Here is a 21,019-nt window from a genome sequence, read left to right on the forward strand (position 1 = left end):
AGGTCTAAGTCTGACCCGCACGTCTTCCGAAAGCGTCGCAACCGGGGATGACCCGGAAGCCAGACGCTAGGATCGACGCATGAAGGATCGCTCGTGACCGAACCAGTACAGCCGGCTCCTCGCCGCTTTCCGCGCCGCGTCTACGGCGTCGGCACTGAGCCGGATGCCCGTTTCAGCCTGGCGAATGAGCGCACGTTCTTGGCGTGGATCCGCACCGCCCTCGCGCTGATCGCTGCGGGTGTCGCGCTGGAGGCATTCGTGTTGCCGATCGCTCCCGGATTCCGTTTGGGCGCATCCGTGCTGCTGATTCTGCTGGGCGTGCTTGCCCCGATGCAGGCGTGGTTCGGCTGGATGAAGGCCGAGCAGTCGCTGCGTCTCGGACGCCCGCTGCCCTCCCCTAACCTCGCTGGCCCCATCGGCGGCGGCGTTGTCGTGGCCGGGCTGCTGCTCGCGATCGGTATCCTCCTCCAGTGACGCGCGCCTTCGACCGCCCCTTCGATGCCGGCCTGCAAGCGGAACGCACCGCTCTCGCCTGGCAACGCACCGTGCTGTCATTTGCCATCGCCGCTCTCGTCTCCGCGCGACTCCTGCTCAACACCGTCAGCATCGGCAGCTACGCGGTTGCCGCTCTCGGCCTCATCATGACCGCCGTGCTGTTCTGGGTTGGCCACCGCAGATACCGCGCCGTGCATACGACGTTGGTTCAGGCATCCACTGATCGGATTCGACTGACAAGTGCGGCGCCGCTGTTCCTCTGGGCGCTTGCCGTGTTTGTGCTCGCCGTCGTCGGTGCGGTGTTCGCCGCGCTCGGAATCGTCGCGACACTAGAGCCTTAGCCACGTCGGCGCTCGACGCGAGCAGCCGCGCCTCCCGGCGGCGACCTCTGTTCACCGCCCAACGGCGTACCAACATCCGCACAGATACACCGGATGTTGTACGCAGCGCCCAGACGGAAGGCTTAGTGTTTTAGAGGCTGATTGCTGATGCCGATGTCGCTGAACACTCGCGGCACCTTCGCCCTACATTTTTGGGACAACGAGAAACTTCATGAGCTCGACTTCACACACCTCTGCACCTCGCCGCGGACGTTCTGGATCACGCGACAATCCCGACGACGGCCCCCGCGCCAAGTTCAGCGAACTGTTCCCGTACCTGCTGGAGCACCGCAAGGTTCTGATCTTCGTGATCATCTTGAGCATCCTCGGCGCCGGCGCTTCGCTTGCCCAGCCGCTGCTCGTCAGTCAGGTCATCACGATCGTTGAGGCTGGCGAATCCCTCGGCACTCTCGTGTGGCTACTCATCGGCCTGGTCGTCATCTCGGGCCTCATCAGCGGCTACCAGCACTACCTCCTCCAGCGCACCGGCGAAGGTGTCGTGCTCTCGAGCCGTCGCCGCTTGGTGAGCCGGATGCTCAACCTCCCCATTTCGGAGTTCGACCGTCGCCGCACCGGTGACCTCGTCTCGCGTGTCGGCAGCGACACGACTCTGCTGCGCGCGGTGCTGACGCAGGGACTCGTCGAAGCCATCGGTGGCTCGATCACCTTCATCGGCGCGCTCATCGCGATGCTCATCATCGACCCCGTGCTGCTCGGCCTCACCGTGCTCGTGATCGCCATCGCCGTCGTCACCGTCACGACGCTCTCGAAGCGCATCCGTGTCGCCAGCCAGCGCGCTCAGCGCAAGGTCGGCGACCTGGCCGCAGCCGTGGAGCGCGCGATCTCCGCCGTGCGCACGCTGCGAGCATCCAACGCCACCGAGCGTGAAATCGAGGCCGTGAACGAAGACGCTCTCGGTGCGTGGAAGATGGGCATCAGCGTCGCCAAAATCTCGGCACTCGTTGTTCCGATTGCCGGAATTGCCCTGCAGGTCTCATTCCTCGTCGTGCTCGGCGTGGGCGGCTACCGCGTGGCCAGCGGCGCCATTGAGATCGCTGACCTCGTCGCGTTCATCCTGTTCCTGTTCCTCATGATCATGCCGCTCGGCCAGGCCTTCGGCGCCGTCACCGCGGTCAACCAGGCGCTCGGTGCGCTCGGCCGCATCCAAGAAATCATCAAACTGCCCAGTGAGCTCGAATCTGACGCTGACGTGGTTGCTGTCGCCAGCATCGAATCGGATGCCGCCATCACTTTCGACAACGTCGAATTCTCGTACCCCCGCGACTCAGTGCTCGTGCAAGCCGAAACGGAACTGGCCTCACTCAAGCACGGCGGCACCGAAGCTGCCGCCGACGAGATCGACCTCACCGTTCTACGCGGAGTCAGCTTCGCCGTGAAGCGCGGCGAACGCACCGCTATCGTCGGCCCCTCGGGCGCCGGCAAGAGCACCATCCTCGCCCTCGTCGAGCGCTTCTATGATCCAACGGGCGGTGTTGTGCGCCTCGGCGGCGACGACCTCCGCGGCCTCAACCGCGAAGAACTGCGCGCCCAGATCGGCTACGTCGAGCAAGATGCTCCCGTACTCGCCGGCACCATCCGCCAAAACCTTCTCATCGGTGCGCCCAACGCGACCGACGAAGAATGCGTCAACGTCATCGCTGCGGTGAACCTCACCGGTGTGCTCGACCGCAACCCTGCTGGTTTGGATGCCGCTGTCGGCGAAGACGGAGTGATGCTCTCTGGTGGTGAGCGTCAGCGTCTCGCGATCGCCCGCACGCTACTCGCTGCTCCCCCGATTCTGCTGCTCGACGAATCGACCTCAAGCTTGGACGGCCTCAACGAGCAAATGCTCCGCGAAGCCATCGACGCCGTGGCCGAGAACCGCACGCTCATCGTGATCGCGCACCGTCTCTCCACGGTCGTCGACTCCGACCAGATCGTCGTGCTCGACAAGGGCAAGGTTGTGGGCGTCGGAACGCACTCCGAACTCGTGAAGTCGACCCCGCTCTACAAGGACCTCGCCAAGCACCAGCTGCTCGTGTAGTGGCTCGCGGGTGCGCTGTTTCGGCGGTGCACCCGCCCGCTAGCGCGCGGCCCGCTCAGCTGTGGAGGCACGCGGCTGCTGTTGCGGCTCTACTGCAGCGGCTACTCGACCGCGAGCGCGAACATCGCGACCGCGGCGGTCGCGGCAACGTTGAGCGAGTCGATACCGTGACGCATCGGAATCTGCACGATCGTATCGGCGGTATCGATGGCCTCGCGAGTGAGGCCGTGGCCCTCGGTGCCCAGCACGAGCGCGACCTTCTCGGGAGCATCCGCCGCATAGTCACGCAGCGACACCGCACCGTCCTCGAGGGCTAGGGCCGCAATCTGAAAGCCGGATGCCGTCAGCAGCGCGCGAGTGTCTGTCCAGTTGCCGATGCGAGTCCACGGCACCTGCAGCACGGTTCCCATCGAGACGCGGATCGCGCGGCGGTAGAACGGGTCGGAGCACTGCTCGGTGACGAGTACGGCATCCGCCCCGATGCCGGCGACCGAGCGGAAGATCGCGCCCACGTTGGTGGGATCAACGACGTTTTCGAGAATGACGATGCGGCGAGCATCCGCCAACAGGGCTTCGGGAGTCGGCAGCGACGGGCGGTGCATCGATGCGATGACGCCGCGGTGCAGCACGTAGCCGGTCAGCTCGGCGAGCAGCGAGCCGTCGCCAGTGAAAATGGGAACGTCGTCGCCTACGAACTCGACGATCTCGTCAACCGAGGTGCCGAGCGCGAGCACCGAGCGCACCCGGTGACCCGAGCGCAACGCGCGCTGCAACACGAGGGTGGACTCGGCAAGGTAGAGACCGTGTTCGGTGCCCTGTGCTTTGCGCAGCGCCACATCGGTCTGGTGCGAGTAGTCAGCGAGCCGCGGATCGCTGAGCTCGGTGACGGGGATCACGGGCAAACTAAAGCTCCCGACTCACGCGAATGAGAATCACGGTTCGCCCATCGGCACGCTGCCCGCTCGCGGCCTCGAAGCCGGGGCCAGTGACCGACTCGACACCCTGGTAGAGCAGGAGGTTGTCGAGCCCAAGCGCATCCGCTTCGGCTGCCCACGACAGCGTCGGTGCGACCCGGTAATCACCGGACCGCAACGGGTCGGCAACACCCTCCGGCACGACGACAGTGGCGTAGAGCAACCCGTAAGAGCCTTCAACGGTGGCGTATTGCACGCTCTCGACCTCGGTTTCTGCGGGAAGGTCGATCTGGGAGAACTCGGCGATCTGGTCAAGAGACACATCGCTGCAGGTGCCGTCAGAGGCATCGCACAGCGTTGCGGTCGTGGGCCAGATGGCAGTAAACAGTGCGGTACCACCAGCCACGGCGATCCCGATAACAAGTCCCAGGCCCACAAGCAGGGCAAGCAACCGCCAGCCCAAACCTTTGCTGGGCGGGAGAACTTCAGACTCGGCGATGAAGCCGGGAAGCTGAAGCTCTTCGGGAGAATCCGTCATTCGCGCATCACGCTTCGTGAGAGACGAGCGTAATGCCCGTCTCTGCCATCGTGGCCAGAGCGGCCGTGCTCGACTCGGGGGCGACACCAGCGACTAGCCCGGTCAGCACCGATACCTCGCGGCCGCTACCCGCGGCATCCAGAGCAGAAGCAAGAACGCAGTAGTCGGTTGCGAGCCCGGCGACGTCAATAGTGTCTACGCCAAGGCGCTGCAGCAACGCCGGCAGCGTTTCATCATCGTCAGTCGTGCCCTCAAAGATCGAGTACGCCGGAACTCCCTGTCCCTTGCGCACGTGCACGTTCACGAGCGAAGTATCGAGGGCGGAGTGGTACTCCGCACCGGGGGTGCCCGCCACGCAGTGAACCGGCCACGTGTCGACGAAGTTGGGTTCGGCATCCGTCGCAAAGTGGCCACCGTTGCTGTTGTCAGCATCGTGCCAATCGCGGGAGGCGATCACGACGTCGTAGCGATCAGGATTGGCCCGCAGATAGTCGGTGATTCCGGCCGCCACAGCGGCACCGCCGTCGACGCCTAATGCGCCACCCTCGGTGAAATCGTTCTGGACATCAATGATGAAGAGTGCAGCAACCACGCTGCCAGTCTAAGTCGCGCAGGCCGCACCTGGCCGCGCAGAGCGCCCTAGTAGTTGGAGAGATTGCTTCCGCAGGTATAGACGCCGGCAACGAGGTTGTCGAGCGCGGTGCGTGCGTCGGTGGAGATGCCCTCGCCGATCGAGTAGAACGCGAAAGCCAGCTGAGTGCCGTCCTCGGCAAATAGCACGCCACCGAGGGAGTGCTCTTGGTTGGTCCACCCCGACTTAGCAGCCACGTGACCGGATGCCGCAGCGGCATCACCCTCAAAACGGTTGTAGAGGTCACCGCTTTCGCCTCCGACCGGAAGCATCGATAGCGCTGTCGCGATTGCGCCACTGCCCGATGTCCCTGCCGCCATGAACTGCGCGACGAACAACGGTGGGACTTGGTTCTTGGGGCTCAAACCGGAGCCATCAGTGATGGTGATGCTTCCGGCATCATCGAGTCCGGCATCCGACAGCACGCTTTGGATGGCCTGGTTCAGAGTGCTTGCAGCGCCGCTGAGACCCTGCTGCTTAGAGACGAGGCGGGCAAGCGACTCAGCCAAGGAGTCATCGCCACTGATCAGCATCTGCTCGACGAGCACACTGATGGGCTGCGACTTTACTTCAGCCAGCACGGTGGAACCGACCGCGGCGCCGTTCGAGAACGTGACGGCGGGCAAACCAGCGGCTTGAGCGAATGCTTGGCCAGCAGACTGCACGGGATCGGTGCCGCGCGGGCTGATCGCAATAGTGGGGTCAGCGCGATCCCCATTCACCATGAGCGCGGTGACATACGAGTGGTACCCGCCGGTGCGTTCACGCTCGGGCCAATTGGAATCCCAGGCATCACTCGTGTTCCACAGCGTGGAGTCGAGCACGATCTCGGTGATCGGAACACCGGGATGAAGCTCTTCGTACCGTGTCATTGCCTGCGAGGCGAGATCTGAAATCTGGGGAGCGTCACGATAGTACGACGCATTGGTCGTCGCGAGGGTCGGGTCACCACCACCCACCAGCACGATCACGCCAGCTGATGAACCGTCGATAACTTTGGTACTGATACGGGTGTCAGCGCCAAGAGCCTGAAGCGCTGCAGCCGCCGTCATCGCCGTCACGATGTGCGCGGGGCTGGCCGCTTTGTCGGCAGAACGGCCCCACAGCACGTCGCCCGTAGCGGCATCCGTCACTACGCCGACAAGCGAGGGGAAGGTCGCGACCGTAGCAAGTGCGTCAACAGAACACGTGCGCACCGCGATCGCCCCGGGGGTAACATCCGGTTGGCTCCGCTGCTCTGCAGTGACTTCGTCTGGGGTGACATCAACTGCCGAGTTAGCGGAGCCAACCGAAATTCCGGCGAATACTGCTACTACTGCGAGTAGTACGAATACAACCGCCGCAACCGTCACCGTGGATGCGGTGGGGTGCTGAGTTATAAACGCGCGTATTCCTCCCGGCGCTTTTGGCTCACTACTGGCTGAATCAGTCACCCGGTTATAGTACCCGGATGTTCCAACCCAGCGCTTCGAGTGGGCCTAGCAGTACGTCCATCGTGCTGCAGCGCGGGTAAAGCTATAGGGCTCATCGATTCCGCCATGGGTCATGGCAAAGGCGATGCAGGCACCACCGGTGCTGACACCGGGGCGGTAAAGCGATGCGCGGTGAGAATATGATTCCCACCACTTGGATGCGACAGTGGCGCCGCTGTTTCCCGAACCGCCAGCAAGGTTTCCATCGCAACCACGAGCGGCAACACCGTCGGAGCGCGTGGTGCCGTTGTGGCCCCAGCCGTCGAGCGGGTTCGAGCTTGGCGATTCTGCCATCCAGAAGAGGCGCTCTTCCATGCAGGAGTCGTAGCGGAAGTTCGACAGCGCGATGGGCTGCAAGCAGTTAGCAACGCGGATCGAGTTGTAGGCGTAGGCAAAGGATGCAAGGTCGCCCGAAGTCGTGCCGGCGACACCCTGTGATGAGCTACGGCTTGGCGCGCCAGAGACGCCGCCACCAACATTGCCCGGGCAGGACTGGCCTGCGGAAGCGTACGCTGCACGGATCTGCTCAACGGATGCGGTCCCCGTCGATGCGACAACGATCGGCTTCGGCTTCGGCACGGCCTTCTGAGCGAGGTGCTCGGAGTCAGTGGTCAGCGACTTGGCTTCAGCCTTGATTGCTGCAGCCAGTGACTCTTCGGTGACGCGTTCGATGCTGGCAATCGCGACGACATCGACCGACTCTTCGAGCGGTGCTGTGGCGGTAGATGCAAACAGCGGCGACCGTGCAGCGGCGCTAGCGGTTGCACTGTCGGTAAGACCAGGTCCGCCTCCCCCGACGAACGGTACTACTCCGACAATCACTACTGTGACAAAAGCCGTTAAAAACGGAATTCTCCCCATGAAAATCGTCCCCCAGACGAATGAATAGGAGGCAGACCCCTCTGCTTCCTGCTGCCAAAACTAGGCGCGAAAACAGCGTTCCACAAGGGAAAAACCCCGGAAACATAAGGAAATACCCGTTAATGGGGGGTCTGGGTGACGGGTCTATCCTCTGTTTGGGGGACACCGCCGTGGCCCGAAACTGCCGCTATCGGGGCTGGGGACAATGGGGCCTTATTTGTGTTTGCGTGCCGCTTCTGCGCGTCGCAGATCACGTTCGGCATCGGCCACTGCCGCCTCGTCTGGCGTCGGCGCAGTTCCGCCGAGGTGCCGCGGCTGCCACCACTGACCTGTGCCGTCGAGGGGGTAGGCCTTCTGTGCCGTTTCGAGCAGCCCCTCCATTGTTCTCTTGAGCCGCGCGGTTGCCGTAGTCGCGTCATCCGTCGTCGCAACCATCATCGGGTCCCCGACGACCATCACGATCGGGATGCCCACGCGTTCGCGCAACGAGATCTTGCGGTTCTTCGTCATGAGGCGCTGCCCACCCCACAGCGCGATGGGGATCACAGGAACCCCTGCCTCTGCCGCCAAACGCACAGCACCAGTTTTGAAATCACGGATGGTGAAGGATGCACTCACTCCGGCTTCGGGAAACACCCCAATGAGTTCCCCGGTGCGCAGCGCTGTAACCGCGGAGGCGTAGGCGTTAGCGCCAGCCTTCATATCGACGGGGATGTGCTTCATGTTCCGCATGAACGAACCGACCACGCGTTTTTCGAACACGCTCTTCTTCGCCATGAATCGAATGCGACGGTGATTGTGCAGCCATAACGCCCACTCGACGAGCGCGAATTCGAGGTAACCGAAGTGGGTCATCGCGAATACGGCCCCACCCTCGGCGGGCAAATTCTGCGATCCGATGACGGTGCGCCGCACGCGAAGCGCGCCGAACATGGCGCGGCCAGCGCCGATGGCTGCTGTGTAGATGGGTTCGTTGCGGTACTTCATACCCCCAGCTTAAGACTCCGGTATGAGAGTTTGCCGCCACCACAACGCACAACGAGGGCCAGATTTCTCTGACCCTCGTGAGTGAACGGAGCCGCCTGTCAGAATCGAACTGACGACCTTCTCATTACGAGTGAGATGCTCTACCAACTGAGCTAAGGCGGCCGGCCACATTTTCATGAGGCACAGCAAGATAGCTTAGCCGAAGTTTTCGGGCCCGAAAGCCCACAACGCCAACTGGCCGTTATGCGTCACAATTTGGATCGTCGTTAGGCACGACGCCGTTGATGAAATAGGCGTCTACAGCCCCGTCGATGCAGCCGACACCACCGTTGTAGGCAGTGTGTCCTTCACCGTTGTAGGTGATGAGTTGGGCGCTCTGCAGCTGCTCGCTGAGGGCAACTCCCCACTCGTAGGGCGTCGCCGGGTCGCCCGTGGTGGAGATGATCAGTACGGGCGGTGCCCCTTCACCGGTCAGCTCGGTGATCTCGGGCCCGATGTACTTGTACGGCCAGTTCAGGCAGGTCAGATCCCCCGTTGGTGGAAACTCGCGGTACGTCGTTGGCGAGGCCTCGCGCATGAGTTCCTGCTGCTTCACGAGCACCGCCGGGTCAGTCTCCACGGGGTAATCAACGCAGTAGATCGCGATGAACGCTTCGAGTGAGTTGTCGGTGTAGCTGCCGTCAATGTCGCGGCTGTAATAGAAGTCGGCAAGGAAGAAAGCGGTATCCGTTTCACCCCGTGCTGCCTCCGAGAAAAGATCGTTAAGGAACGGCCAGGAATCCTGAGAGTAAAGAGCCGTACTCATGGCAATATCGAGCACTCCGGCATCCATCATGCGTCCATCAGGGGCAGCAATCGGATTCGCGTCATAGCGGTCGTAGAGTTCGCGGATCGTCGCTAACGCAGCATCCACTCCGCCGGTGAATGCGCAGTCATCGAATGACGTCGGGCAGGCCGCCAAATAGTTTTCGAGCGCGCGCTGGAAACCGGTCGTCTGAACGCGCCCGACCTCGAACACCGAAATCGACGAATCGGTGGCGCCGTCAAGCACAATACGGCCGACATTCTGGGGGAAATTCTCGATGTAATACGAACCGATATCGCTGCCATACGAGTAACCCAAGTACTGCAGCTTCTCGTCGCCCACAATCGCGCGCAACATATCGAGGTCGTGCACGGTGCTCTGAGTGTCAATGAACTGGAGGATCTCGCCCGTGTTCTCGAGGCACGCCTGGCCGAAATCGATGGCCGCTTGCTCGCTCTCGGCAAGCCACTCGTCACTGCCAACCGCTGAATCCGGAATACCGAAAATGAAGTCATCGAGACCCGCGTCGTCGAGGCACGTCACGGGAGTCGAACGGCCAACCCCGCGAGGGTCCCAGCCGATCACATCGTAGTTCTCGCGCAGGTTCGCACTCACCGCAAAATCGACATCGTCGTGGATGAGATCAAAACCTGATGCGCCCGGCCCACCAGGGTTCACGAACAGCGAGCCCATGCTTTGCCCGGTCGCTTGATGGCGGGCCATGGCGATCTCGATATCAGCTTCCGGAGAAGGGTTTGCCCAATCCATCGGAGCAATTGCCGTCGCGCACTGAGCGCCGTTATCGCAATCAACCCACGTGAGAACCTGCTCGTAGTAGGGAGCGAGTTCCTCCGACACGGTCTCCCCCGTCGGCTCCGACGTCTGAGCGAAAAGCCCCGAGAAAAGGTTTGCGCACCCGCTCAGAACGAGGGTGAGTGCGAGAGCCGGCACCACAAGGGCAAACCTGCGAGCGCGAGAGGCTGGGGCGGCGGCGATGAAGTTCACCGCATGAGCCTAGCGGTTAGCAGTTCGGATCGGCGCTCGGAACTTCACCCCTGAGGAGAAAGTCTTCTACCGCCGCGTTGACGCACTCATTCGACTTGTTATACGCCGTGTGACCTTCACCGTTGTAGGTGATTAGGTGACCCGAATCGAGGTTGTCGGCAACAGTTTGCGCCCAGATGTACGGCGTCGCCGGGTCATTCGTCGTGCCGATCACCAACATGTCGGCCGCACCAGGGGCAGCAATGGCCACGCGGTCCCGCTTCGCCTCAACAGGCCAGTTCGCGCAACCGGGGTCACCGTACGACATCTGCGGACCAAAGACCGGCGCCGCGACGGCAAGCTCAGCCGCCCGCGCACGCATGCTGTCGTTATCGGCCGGCTCACGGGCATCCAAACAATTGATCGCTATGAACGCTTCTGTTTGATTTTCGGCATATGTGCCATCAGCGCTGCGGCCGTTGTAGTTGTCGGCCAAATCGAAGGCGATGCTGGCGTCGCCCCTCATTACCGAGTCGAAAAGTTGGCGAAGATACGCCCAGTTATCTTGACTGTAGAGCGGCAAAATGATCGCCGTGAACATGGTTGCACTGCCTAATTTGCGGCCGTCAGCATTCGTGAGCGGGCTCGCGTCGAGGCGGTCGAGCAGCGTGCGAATTGTTGTGCGCGACTGCTCCACCGAACCGGTGAACGGGCAATCGCTCGCACCAGCGCAGTCAGCCAAGAACGCGTCAAGCGCACCCTCGAAGCCTTCCGCTTGCGCCTTAGTGGCCTCGAATTCGGATGCCTCGGGGTCGACAGCACCGTCAAGCACAAGTCGCCCGGTCTTCTCCGGGAACAACTCGGCATAGACCTGGCCGAGCAACGTTCCGTAGGAGTAGCCCAAATAGTTGAGCGTCTCATCGCCCAGGGCAGCGCGCAGCATGTCGAGGTCGCGAGCAGCACTGGGAGTATCGACGAAGCCCAACAGCTCCCCCGTCTCTTCGCTACAGCGCTGAGCAAACTGAGCGGAGGCATCGGTCGCCGCGGCAATCCATTCGTCGCTGCCCTTCTCGCCCGGGGTGATCCCATAAATGTACTCATCGAGCTCAGCCGGGTCGGAATAACACGACACCGGCGTCGAACGATTCACACCCCGAGGGTCAAAACCGACCACATCGAACTGGGACTGAAGCGCCTCGCTGGTGGCGTAATCCACACTGTCGGCAACGAAATCGAAGCCGGAACCGCCTGGACCGCCGGGGTTCACCAGCAGCGACCCAATGCGGTCGTTGCCGCGTGCGGTCTGACGCACAAGGGCTAACTCGATCGTGTCTCCCTCGGGGCTTTCCCAATCCACCGGTGCGATAGCGGTAGCGCACTGCAGATCGTCTCCGCAGCTCGCCCACTCGAGCACCTGGTGGTAGAACTTCGTCAGGTTCGGCGCGACAGCCTCTTCCGTCGGCGTCGACGTTGTGCCGGATGCCGGTGGCATGAACCAGGAAACACAGCCGCTCAAGACGAGTGATACAGCCAGCGCGACCGAAGTCACCCCGAAGACCCGGGAGGTGCGACGGGTCATGCGCCGCGCCCCGATACAGCAACCTTCACGAGCATCGCCTCAAGGGCGAGTGCCGGAGCAACGTTGCTTTCGATACGACGGCGCGCTTCTGCAATGCCATCCATGATGGCGAGCGTCGCTGGCGCTGTCGTGCGGTTCGCTACGGCCGTGATGTTGTTGATGATGCTGAGGTTAATGAGTTCTCCCGGGGCACCGATTTGGGTCAACAGAATGTCGCGATAGAGCGACAGCAGGTCAACCATGATGCGGTCAATGCCGTCACGGAGGCTCCGAGTCGCCCGGCGCTTCTGGTCTTCTTCGAGATTCTTGAGCTGCACCCGCAGCGCCGGCGGGATAGTGCCGCCGGGGGCAACACCGAGCGAGCGAAGCGCTGACTCGCGTTCGTGGGCGTCCTTCTCCTCGGTGAGGGCCGTGGCATCCGCCTTCGACAGCTCCAGCAAGAGGGCGGCGGCGATCACAGCGTCAGAGACGGTGCGGATGTTGAGCACCGTTGTCAGCGCCTGTTCGCGTCGTTCGCGGGCCTCTGAATTGGTTGCGAGACGGTGGGCCATGCCAATGTGGCTTTGGGCTTCCCGCGCCGCGCGAAGGGCGATGTCGGGTGCGACGCCATCGCGGTCTTGCAGCAGCTGGGCGACGTCTTCGATCGCGGGGGTGCGGAGGCGAACGCTGCGCACGCGCGAACGGATGGTGGGGATGAGGTCTGCTTCGCTGGGCGCGCACAAAATCCACACGGTGCGCGGTGGCGGCTCTTCGAGTGCTTTGAGCAGAACGTTGGAGGTGCGCTCGACCATGCGGTCAGCATCCTCAATAATCATGACGCGGTAGTGACCGACCGACGGCGAAAACTGTGATGACGCGACAAGTTTGCGCACTTCATCAATCGAGATGATGACGCGTTCAGTGCTGAGCACACCGAGGTCAGGATGCGTGCGCGCGACAACCTGCTTGTAGACCGACTCTTCGGTTTCATCACCGCGTGTGCCGAGCAGGGCGGCAGCGAACGCGTAGGCAATATTGGAGCGGCCAGATCCGGGCGGCCCCGTGATCAACCAGGAGTGCGTCATCGACGACTGACCTGCACTGCCTAACGCCGACGATGAGGCAGCGGCCTCAAGAACGGCGATCGCTTCAGCTTGGCCCGTCAGGCCTTCCCACAACGACATGCGCTCAGTCTAGGCGGGTTGCGGGAGGTGGTTCTGAATGCGCTCACGGATCGTCGTGGCGATGTCGTCCACGCTGCGGGCGGCATCCACCACAAGGATGCGGTCAGGCTCTTTCGCGGCACGCTCGAGGAACGCTTCGCGCACCCGGGTGTGAAATTCTTGCTTCTCTGCTTCGAGGCGGTCATAGCGAGTGCGAGCGCTGTCAAGGCGTTTGCGGCTATCGGCAGAATCAAGATCGAGCAGCACTGTCACGTCGGGAAGCAAGTTCTGCGTAGCCCACAGCGAGAGGTCACGCACTTCGTCAGAACCGAGAACTCGACCCGCACCCTGGTAGGCCTCAGAGGAGTCGATGTAGCGATCCTGAACGACAATCTCGCCACGTTCGAGTGCTGGCCGCACGAGCGTCGCGATGTGGTGAGCGCGGTCAGCGGCATAGATGAGCGCTTCGGCGCGCGGATCCATGTCGCCACGGCGATGCAGCACGATTTCGCGCAGCTCAAGTCCAAGATCAGTGCCACCGGGTTCGCGGGTCACGATAACGGTGTGACCGGCTTCTTCAAGCCACTTCACGAGAAGCTGCGATTGCGTCGTCTTACCGACGCCATCGCCGCCCTCGAGAGTGATAAACAATCCGGGCACGCTACTCCGCTTCAGTAGCAGCGGCGGCCTTGGGCGCAGCAGGCTTTTTCGCTGCCGGCTTCTTGGCGGCAGCGGTTTTAGCGGCGGTTGTTTTAGCCGCAGTTGTCTTCGCTGCTGGTTTCTTCGCTGCCGGCTTTTTGGCGGCTGGCTTCTTGGCGGCAGGCTTCTTGGCCGCTGGTTTCTTCGCAGCAGGCTTTTTGGCTGCAGGCTTCTTCGCAGCCGTCTTGCGCTTGACCGGCCCCTTCGCTCGCTTGTCGGCGAGCAGCTGAACGGCACGCTCGAAGTCGACGTCTTCGACGGTTTCGCCGCGCGGGATAGTGGCGTTGGTGGTTCCGTCGGTTACATACGCACCAAAACGGCCATCCTTGATCTTGATCGGCTTCTCGCTGACCGGGTCAGCATCGAACTCTTTGAGAGCACTGGATGCTGCGCGGTTGCCGTACTTGGGCTGGGCGTAGAGCTCTACGGCACCGGCGACGTCGATGTCGAAGATGAGGTCTTCGCTCGTGAGCGAACGCGTTTCGACACCCTTCTTGAGGTAGGGGCCGTAGCGTCCGTTTTGTGCGGTGATCTCGACGCCGGTTTCAGGGTCGAGGCCGACCACGCGGGGCAGGCTGAGCAGTTTGAGCGCGGTGTCGAGGTCGATCGCGTCGAGCTCCATGGTCTTGAAAATGGATGCCGTGCGCGGCTTCACAACAGCAGCCTTTTTAGGCTTCTTGGCCTTCTTCACTTCGCCGGTCTTGGGGTCGATCTCTTCGACGGGCTCGGGAACAGGCTCGGGCTCTGGCTCGAGCTCGGTGACGTAGGGGCCGAACCGGCCATCCTTCGCCACGATCTCTTTGCCGTTCTCCGGGTTGACACCGATAACACGGTCGCCGACAACGGGAGCTTCGATCAGTTCGATCGCCTTGGCAAGGGTGAGCTCGTCGGGCGCGAGCGCTTCGGGGATGTTGACCCGACGCGGCTTCTCGGGGTCGTCACTGGGGGTCTCCAGGTAGGGGCCGTACTTTCCGATGCGCAGCGTCACGTCATCCGAGAGCTTCATCGAGTTGATTTCCTTGGCATCGATTTCGCCAAGGTTGTCGATGACAGTGCGAAGGCCACGGTACTTCTCGTCACCGAAGTAGAACGACTGCAACCATTCAACGCGGTTCTGAGTTCCGCCAGCGATGCGGTCGAGGTCGTCTTCCATGCCCGCGGTGAAGTCGTACTGCACGAGGTCGCCGAAGTACTCTTCGAGCAAACGGATCACGGAGAACGCAATCCAGTTGGGCACGAGTGCCTGGCCGCGCGGCGTGATGTAGCCGCGGTCGATGATCGTGGAGATGATCGACGCGTAGGTCGACGGGCGACCGATGCCGAGTTCTTCAAGCTTCTTGACGAGGCTTGCTTCGGTGTAACGCGGGGGCGGGCTGGTCTCGTGACCCTTCGCTTCGATGTCGAGAAGCGTGAGGGTCTGGCCTTCCTTGAGCGGAGGCAGTTTCGCTTCCTTGGGCTCAGCGGTGGCGTTGCGCTCTTCGTCTTGGCCTTCTTCGTAGGCCTGCATGAAGCCGCGGAAGGTGATGATGGTTCCGCTGGCCGAGAATTCGGCAACGGGAGCTTCGCCGGCAGCGATCGTGATGGATGCCGTTGAACCCTTGGCGTCAGCCATCTGCGAGGCGACGGTGCGCTTCCAGATCAGTTCGTAGAGCTTGAAGTCGTTTCCGCGCAGCGTCGACTGAAGTTCGCTTGGCGTGCGGAAGGTGTCTCCCGAGGGGCGAATAGCTTCGTGGGCCTCTTGAGCGTTCTTGCTCTTGCTGGCGTAGACGCGGGGCTTGTCGGGCACAGCGTCTGCACCGTAGAGCGCAACGGCTTGGGTACGGGCGGCGGTGATGGCCTGCTGCGAGAGCGACGAGGAGTCGGTTCGCATATAGGTGATGTAACCGTTTTCGTACAGCGACTGCGCAACGCTCATGGTCTGGCGAGCGGAGTAGCGCAGCTTGCGGCCGGCCTCCTGCTGCAGCGTTGAGGTGGTGAAGGGCGCTGCGGGGCGACGCGTATACGGCTTAGTCTCGACCGTTTTTACGGTGATGGTGGTGCTCGGCATCCGCAGTGCGTCTGCGAGAGTTTGCGCAGCCTTCTCGTCGAGCGCTACTGCTTCGCCCTTGAGGTTTCCGCGGTCGTCGAAGTCCCGGCCGGCAGCAACGCGCTTGCCGTCGAGGCGCACGAGCTTGGATTCGAAGCCGTTGGTTTCGCTGTCGGGCGAGAGCTGGGCGATGAGATCCCAGTAGTTGGCGGTGATGAAGGCGAGGCGTTCGCGTTCACGCTCGACGACAAGGCGGGTCGCTGCGGACTGCACGCGGCCAGCGGAAAGGCCGGGGCCGACTTTGCGCCAGAGCACGGGCGAGATTTCGTAGCCGTAGAGGCGGTCGAGGATGCGGCGGGTTTCTTGAGCGTCAACGAGGGCGGTGTCGACGTCGCGGGTGTTGTTGATGGCCGCTTCGATGGCGTCTTCGGTGATTTCGTGGAACACCATGCGCTTCACGGGAACTTTAGGCTTAAGCACCTGCAGGAGGTGCCACGCGATGGCCTCACCTTCGCGGTCCTCATCAGTTGCGAGGAAGAGTTCGTTCGCTCCGCTGAGCGCCTTCTTGAGTTCGGCGACGGTTTTCTTCTTGGCGTCGGAGACCACGTAGTAGGGCTCGAAGCCGTTGTCGACGTCGACAGAGAACTTGCCGAGGGAGCCCTTTTTGAGTTCGGGTGGCAGGTTGCGGGGTTCGACAAGGTCACGAATGTGACCGACGGACGAGAGCACGTCATAGTCGTCACCGAGATACTTGGCTATCGTCTTGGCCTTGGTGGGCGACTCGACAATGACAAGCTTTTTGGTGCCAGACACGGGACTCCTTGGGTGATGACGCACTTGACCGGTGGCAGCGCCACTATCAGCGACACAATACACACACCGACCGCTCAGTTGCCTAATCCGCCCTGGTTGGGGGTGGCCCTGCTGTGGCGCTCGTTGTGACCAGTATGCCGAGGATGCGGCGACTAGCGGTAACTGTCACGATACGCCCATCAACCACACAGTCCTCTATAAGGGAGTCATTAGCACTCGCGAGCCGCGTCGCATTGTCGCAGGGGTAGCCAGCGATGAGCCCGCTCGCGGTGTCGGCGGCGGCGAGCGCGGCAGCGTCGGTCGCCCCGGCAAGCGCGTGCCTCACACTGAGCGCCCAATAGAGAGGGATGACGAGGGCAGTGACGGCGATAACGGTGGCGATGAGACCGACCATGAGGATGGTGCCCGAACCGTGTTCGTCGTTCAGCCGGCGACGCGCAGCGCACACCGTCGCCCCAGCGCCTGCCTGCAATATGGCCATCATTGGCCTCCCGCGAGAGCGCAGCTGGTGGCACTGAGCGTGATCGGAAGCAGCCCGAGCAGTGCGTTGCGCGCGGGGGCGCTCACCGTGGCGCACACGAGGCCGTCGCGCTGATGGGAACTGAGCCGTGCTGACGTGACCAGAGCGGATGCGGTAGCCGCGACAGTGCCGGAGCTTTCGTCGCGAGCGAGGCTGCGTGCTGACCCAGCTGCCGCATCCTGCAACCGGATTTGCAGCCCGGCGAGTTGCACCCCGCTGAGACAGCACACGAGGACGAGGGCGACAGCGGGCAACGCCAACGCAAACTCTGCGGTGACGCTGCCACGCTCGTTCATCGCTGCTCGTGCTCGATCACGCCGGGATCGAGAGCGCATTGCGCACAAGGTCAGTGAGCATGCCGCGCACCTCTCCGGAACGGAGAATCACGACGAGCAGTCCGGCGAAACCGACGGCGGCCAGAGTGGTGATGGCGTACTCGGCGGTTGCTGCGCCGCGCTCGGAGCGCAGGCGGGTGCGGACAATCGAGCCCATCCGGCGTGCACGCAGCGACAGCCCCAGGTCGCCACCGAACCGGTGTCGGCGGGAACACCTGGGTTCGAGAGCGGGCAAGGGAACGAGGTGTGGATCATTCATGAGGTACTCCTTGGTGCGCTGTCGCGCAGTCTGCGGCCGAGTGATTCCAGCCTGCCGAGCGTGGGAGTCTCGCGACCCAGCGCGGCCCGATGTGTGGAACATCGCTAGAACCCGGCAACGGTGGATGAGATGACCGCGACCATGAGCGGCAGCACTCCGAGCACCATGAAGGCCGGGAGCACGCAGAGCCCGAGCGGAAGCATGAGCCGCACCGAGAGAGCCGCGGCACCGGCACGAGCATCCGCGTCGGCCGTCAGCCGCACCTCGTCGGCTTCGGCCCGCAAGAGTTCAGCGGCAGGCACTCCGGCCTCCTGAGAGAGTTGCAGCACCTCGTCGAGGTGGGTGCCATCCCCGGGCAACCCGAAGCGTTCCAGCGCCTGCGTCACAACAACTCGCGCCTGCACGAGTGAGCCACCACCTGAGACCGCAACGGCCATCAGTTCGCACTCAAGCCCGGGTGCTGCGTGCGTGGGCGTCGCCGACCGCACGAGCCTGTTGTTCCACCTCACAGCGATCACGATGAGCCCGCCGCCGACCACGAGACACCCCCACCCGATCGGTGTCGTGAAGAGCACTCCCAGGGTGTCGAAACCCAGTAGCGCTCCAAAGATGAGCCCGACGGCGGGCAACGCCAAGACCATGCGCGCTGTGGCGACGGGGGCAGCGAGGGCGGTGGCTACTTCGCGCTGGATGTGCACGAGCATCCGCAACGCCCGCGCATGAGTGCGTAGCGCGCCGGCCAGCGGCGCACCAACCTGCCCAGCGACAAACCAGGCGGCGGCAAGCGAGTTCCACGCTTGCCGATCCAACGCTGGCAGACCGGCGGATGCCCGGGAAATACGTTCTGGCGCCCCTCCCGAATCGCTGCCTTCCACCGCTACCGCCGCCGCCACGCTTGACGCGGCGCGGCCGCGCGCGACGTGCTGCCACGCCGAAGTGGGAGTCAGCCCGGCGTGCAGCAGTACGGCCAGCCGTTGGGTGATGCTGGCGACGTCGGGCAGTTGCGATGGCGGGCGTTTCATTCGATTTCGGCGATCGCGAGGCGGTCGTTGTCGTCGAGCACGAGCCGGCCAAGGTGGGTGAGGCGTCGACGGCCATCGATGCGATCGACGTGCAGCACCGCACCGATGGCGCTGACGGCTTGGCGGGCGATGGCGGTCGCGTCTAATCCGGCGAGCGCCCCTAACGCTTCGAGCCTGCTTGGTACGTCTTTCAGTGAGTTGGCGTGCAGCGTGCCGGCACCGCCATCGTGGCCGGTGTTGAGCGCGCTCAGGAGTTCGCGGATTTCAGCGCCCCGACATTCGCCGACGACGAGCCGATCGGGGCGCATTCGCAGAGCTTCGCGCACCAGCGCGGGCAGCCCGTAGCCGCCGGCGCCTTCGAGGTTGGCTTGACGCGCCTCGAGCGATACAAAGTGTGGGTGTTCGACGCGCAGCTCCGCGACATCTTCGATAGCGACGATGCGTTCGGTGTCGGATGCCGCCGCCAACAGTGCGCCAAGAAACGTGGTTTTTCCGGCTCCTGATGCGCCCGAGATGAGCACATTCTCCCTCCCGTCGATGAGGGCTTTCACTCGCTGCAGCGGCACCTCGTTGAAGAAGCCTGCGAAGTCGAGTTCTGCCAACCCCAACGGTTCTCGGCTGGGCACACGGATTGAGAGCAGGGTGCCGGTGGCGGAGATGGGAGGGAGAACAGCGTGTACGCGCACGCCACCGGCGAGCCGAACATCCACACACGGAGTCGCTTCGTCGACATGGCGCCCACCGAGATTAATGAGGCGGATGGCGAGCGCACGGAGATCTGCTTCGGTCATGCCGACATCGCCGACGAGCTCGAGCCCTCCGCCACGGTCGATCCAGACATTCTGGGCGCCGTTGACGAACACGTCGGTGGTGTTCGGGCGCCCAACGTAGGGGGCTAATGGGCCGAACTCGTGGAGTGCCCGCGTCATTGCATCCCCGGTTGCCACCCCAGAGCCGAGGCCAGCGCCGCCACCCGCTCCAGGAACGCCCCGCGCCTGTGCACTGGCTGTAGGGGTGGCCTCAGCCGTAAACCGTCGCCGAGCAACGAAAGGAACAATGTCGGGGTGCGAAGGAGTCTTAGTCACAGGGCAACGCTAAGGAGACTCCGACTGCAGTTTCGGCGGCACAACCGCACTCGTGTCGAACGGCGACTCCCGCTCTTTGTTGGGGAGAAGTGCGCAAGAAAACGAGTCAGCGATAGGCCGAAACGAGCTCAGCCCGGTTCGAGACCCCCGCCTTGCGCAGCAGGTTCGCCACGTGAAACTTCACCGTGTTCTCGCTGATGGACAGCGAGAGCGCGACCGCTTTATTGCGAGCACCCGAGGCAACCAGCTCCAGCACCTCGGCTTCCCGTTGAGTGATCTGCCACTGCACGCTGGGCGAGCGATCAAGCCCTTCAGCGCTCAGGGGCAAAATCACCGAAATTTCGGAACCCCACCCCGCAGTACCGTTCACGCTCAAACGACCACGAAGGGCATCCGCCCTTTCAACAAGTTGCCGCACCGCGGGGTCTTCCACTGCCAGCTCGCCAGGCCCGTCATCGCGAATCCCAATCAGCAGATTCTCACCGTCGCAATCCCACTCCACCCGCAACCGAGCGACTCCCGGTTGGTCGACGAGCGCAAGCACAGCGCCCCGAACGATCGCTCGGCCAGCGTGGGCGACTTCGCCCGGCAATGCGCGACCGTTGGCGGGTGGTTCCACAAATTGCACGTCAAGGCCTCCGAACCGGGCCAAGGGCCGCAGGTCTGCTTTGAGGCGTTCGAAAGCGCGCGCAACCGGCTCCTCAGCCAAACTGCGATCCCGATCAGACACCGCCCGCAGATTGACCATCGCCGTAGCGGCCAGCTCGGTAGCTTCCTGGCGCGCCGTCTCATCCGACGCACTACGAGAGCGCAACGTCGCAAGAATTTGTTCCAGAGTCGTGGAGTGCGCATCGGTGAGATCGGCAATGACCTGGGCACGGTCCTGCGATGCCATCCGCGAATCTCGAAGGTAGTCGGGGCTTGCAACGGCAACCTGCTGCTGGATGCTCACGGCCACCAATCGCCACAGTGACGCGATCGTCGCCAACGCCTGTTCCTGCGATTGCCCACCAGACACGAGCACAGGATCGGTGAGGACGAGCAGCGAACCGGTCGGCGCAATCCACACCGCTGCGGGGCGCTCGTGGCGGGCAACTACCGCCGTGATTCCCCACACCGGATGCCCGACGCTCGACACTGTCTCACGCACGGCGTCGAGTTCGGCGATGCTCACGTGATTGGTGATCGAAGGATCACCCGCTTTCTTCTGGGGGCGCCCGGTGCAGTCTTCCGTGAATATCAATAGAGAGCTGTGCCCCACCATGGGCGCGAGCACAGCAGAAAATGCGCTCGCAATCTGAAGTAGCGAACGTGACACCACCGAATGGGCGGCATCGAGGAGGTCAGGGGAACTGGCGTTACTGAGAGCAGTCACTCCCCTATTTTAGGCATGACCTACCCGTTCGGATAGGAAAAACTGGCCGAAAG

General features: G+C 63.0%; 20 protein-coding genes and 1 tRNA gene. 3 read left to right on the plus strand and 18 right to left on the minus strand.

The annotated features are described in order from the left end of the window. The first annotated feature begins 93 nt into the window (after positions 1–93). From I6E51_RS11570 to I6E51_RS11580, 3 genes are all read left to right on the plus strand, one after another. Complete coding sequence (locus tag I6E51_RS11570) at positions 94–474, plus strand: DUF202 domain-containing protein (RefSeq protein WP_197110397.1); 381 nt, start codon at positions 94–96, stop codon at positions 472–474. Next, positions 471–836, plus strand: coding sequence for a DUF202 domain-containing protein (locus I6E51_RS11575; RefSeq protein ID WP_197110398.1), 366 nt, complete (start codon positions 471–473; stop codon positions 834–836). The genes I6E51_RS11570 and I6E51_RS11575 overlap by 4 nt, the downstream gene beginning before the upstream one ends. A gap of 211 nt (positions 837–1,047) precedes the next feature. Then, positions 1,048–2,919, plus strand: coding sequence for an ABC transporter ATP-binding protein (locus tag I6E51_RS11580; RefSeq protein ID WP_197110399.1), 1,872 nt, complete (start codon positions 1,048–1,050; stop codon positions 2,917–2,919). A 101-nt stretch (positions 2,920–3,020) separates the two neighbouring features. Here I6E51_RS11580 and I6E51_RS11585 read toward each other — a convergent pair whose 3' ends face one another. The 18 genes from I6E51_RS11585 to I6E51_RS14585 form a co-directional block, all read right to left on the minus strand. Then, entirely contained in the window at positions 3,021–3,821 is an 801-nt protein-coding gene (locus tag I6E51_RS11585; RefSeq protein ID WP_197110400.1) for an RNA methyltransferase, read from the minus strand. 1 nt (position 3,822) lies between these two features. Further along, complete coding sequence (locus I6E51_RS11590) at positions 3,823–4,371, minus strand: hypothetical protein (protein WP_197110401.1); 549 nt, start codon at positions 4,369–4,371, stop codon at positions 3,823–3,825. A gap of 7 nt (positions 4,372–4,378) precedes the next feature. Then, positions 4,379–4,963 (minus strand): isochorismatase family protein, encoded by a 585-nt coding sequence (locus tag I6E51_RS11595; RefSeq protein ID WP_197107850.1) that lies wholly within the window; start codon positions 4,961–4,963, stop codon positions 4,379–4,381. Positions 4,964–5,010: 47 nt separating this feature from the next. Further along, positions 5,011–6,435, minus strand: coding sequence for a D-alanyl-D-alanine carboxypeptidase (locus I6E51_RS11600; RefSeq protein ID WP_197110402.1), 1,425 nt, complete (start codon positions 6,433–6,435; stop codon positions 5,011–5,013). A gap of 45 nt (positions 6,436–6,480) precedes the next feature. Then, a complete protein-coding gene (locus I6E51_RS11605; protein WP_307783935.1) occupies positions 6,481–7,296 on the minus strand; it encodes a hypothetical protein in 816 nt (271 codons plus the stop codon). A 252-nt stretch (positions 7,297–7,548) separates the two neighbouring features. After that, positions 7,549–8,322 carry a 1-acyl-sn-glycerol-3-phosphate acyltransferase gene (locus I6E51_RS11610; RefSeq protein WP_197110404.1) on the minus strand — a complete coding sequence of 258 codons (774 nt, stop codon included), beginning with the start codon at positions 8,320–8,322 and terminating at the stop codon, positions 7,549–7,551. Between the two features lie 89 nt (positions 8,323–8,411). Further along, positions 8,412–8,484, minus strand: a tRNA-Thr gene (locus tag I6E51_RS11615). Between the two features lie 79 nt (positions 8,485–8,563). After that, positions 8,564–10,132 (minus strand): alpha/beta hydrolase, encoded by a 1,569-nt coding sequence (locus I6E51_RS14580; protein ID WP_197110405.1) that lies wholly within the window; start codon positions 10,130–10,132, stop codon positions 8,564–8,566. Between the two features lie 16 nt (positions 10,133–10,148). Further along, positions 10,149–11,690: an alpha/beta hydrolase gene (locus I6E51_RS11625; protein WP_197110406.1), complete on the minus strand. Its 1,542-nt coding sequence runs from the start codon at positions 11,688–11,690 to the stop codon at positions 10,149–10,151. After that, positions 11,687–12,853: a DNA polymerase III subunit delta' gene (locus I6E51_RS11630; RefSeq protein WP_197107883.1), complete on the minus strand. Its 1,167-nt coding sequence runs from the start codon at positions 12,851–12,853 to the stop codon at positions 11,687–11,689. The genes I6E51_RS11625 and I6E51_RS11630 overlap by 4 nt, the downstream gene beginning before the upstream one ends. 9 nt (positions 12,854–12,862) lie before the next feature. Continuing rightward, positions 12,863–13,492, minus strand: coding sequence for a dTMP kinase (tmk, locus tag I6E51_RS11635; RefSeq protein WP_197110407.1), 630 nt, complete (start codon positions 13,490–13,492; stop codon positions 12,863–12,865). Between the two features lies 1 nt (position 13,493). Next, on the minus strand, positions 13,494–16,370 hold the full coding sequence (topA, locus tag I6E51_RS11640; protein WP_197110408.1) for a type I DNA topoisomerase: 2,877 nt from the start codon (positions 16,368–16,370) through the stop codon (positions 13,494–13,496). 82 nt (positions 16,371–16,452) lie between these two features. Next, positions 16,453–16,854 carry an Rv3654c family TadE-like protein gene (locus I6E51_RS11645; protein WP_231600034.1) on the minus strand — a complete coding sequence of 134 codons (402 nt, stop codon included), beginning with the start codon at positions 16,852–16,854 and terminating at the stop codon, positions 16,453–16,455. Continuing rightward, entirely contained in the window at positions 16,851–17,186 is a 336-nt protein-coding gene (locus tag I6E51_RS11650) for a TadE family type IV pilus minor pilin (RefSeq protein WP_197110409.1), read from the minus strand. The genes I6E51_RS11645 and I6E51_RS11650 overlap by 4 nt, the downstream gene beginning before the upstream one ends. 16 nt (positions 17,187–17,202) lie before the next feature. After that, positions 17,203–17,484 (minus strand): DUF4244 domain-containing protein, encoded by a 282-nt coding sequence (locus I6E51_RS14310; RefSeq protein WP_231600035.1) that lies wholly within the window; start codon positions 17,482–17,484, stop codon positions 17,203–17,205. A 104-nt stretch (positions 17,485–17,588) separates the two neighbouring features. After that, positions 17,589–18,506, minus strand: a complete 918-nt coding sequence (locus tag I6E51_RS11660; protein ID WP_197110410.1) for a type II secretion system F family protein — start codon at positions 18,504–18,506, stop codon at positions 17,589–17,591. Further along, entirely contained in the window at positions 18,503–19,591 is a 1,089-nt protein-coding gene (locus I6E51_RS11665; protein WP_197110411.1) for a TadA family conjugal transfer-associated ATPase, read from the minus strand. The genes I6E51_RS11660 and I6E51_RS11665 overlap by 4 nt, the downstream gene beginning before the upstream one ends. 106 nt (positions 19,592–19,697) lie before the next feature. Beyond that, positions 19,698–20,966, minus strand: coding sequence for a response regulator transcription factor family protein (locus tag I6E51_RS14585; protein ID WP_197110412.1), 1,269 nt, complete (start codon positions 20,964–20,966; stop codon positions 19,698–19,700). Positions 20,967–21,019: the final 53 nt, after the last annotated feature.

Source organism: Salinibacterium sp. NSLL17, assembly GCF_015864935.1.
Lineage (GTDB): Bacteria > Actinomycetota > Actinomycetes > Actinomycetales > Microbacteriaceae > Rhodoglobus.

Coding starts and splice junctions, on each gene's coding strand:
- I6E51_RS11580 (WP_197110399.1), top strand. CDS start 1,048: ATGAGCTCGACTTCACACACCTCTGCACCTCGCCGCGGACGTTCTGGA.
- I6E51_RS11590 (WP_197110401.1), bottom strand. CDS start 4,371: ATGACGGATTCTCCCGAAGAGCTTCAGCTTCCCGGCTTCATCGCCGAG.
- I6E51_RS11610 (WP_197110404.1), bottom strand. CDS start 8,322: ATGAAGTACCGCAACGAACCCATCTACACAGCAGCCATCGGCGCTGGC.
- I6E51_RS11625 (WP_197110406.1), bottom strand. CDS start 11,690: ATGACCCGTCGCACCTCCCGGGTCTTCGGGGTGACTTCGGTCGCGCTG.
- I6E51_RS11630 (WP_197107883.1), bottom strand. CDS start 12,853: ATGTCGTTGTGGGAAGGCCTGACGGGCCAAGCTGAAGCGATCGCCGTT.
- I6E51_RS11645 (WP_231600034.1), bottom strand. CDS start 16,854: ATGATGGCCATATTGCAGGCAGGCGCTGGGGCGACGGTGTGCGCTGCG.
- I6E51_RS11650 (WP_197110409.1), bottom strand. CDS start 17,186: ATGAACGAGCGTGGCAGCGTCACCGCAGAGTTTGCGTTGGCGTTGCCC.
- I6E51_RS14310 (WP_231600035.1), bottom strand. CDS start 17,484: ATGAATGATCCACACCTCGTTCCCTTGCCCGCTCTCGAACCCAGGTGT.
- I6E51_RS11660 (WP_197110410.1), bottom strand. CDS start 18,506: ATGAAACGCCCGCCATCGCAACTGCCCGACGTCGCCAGCATCACCCAA.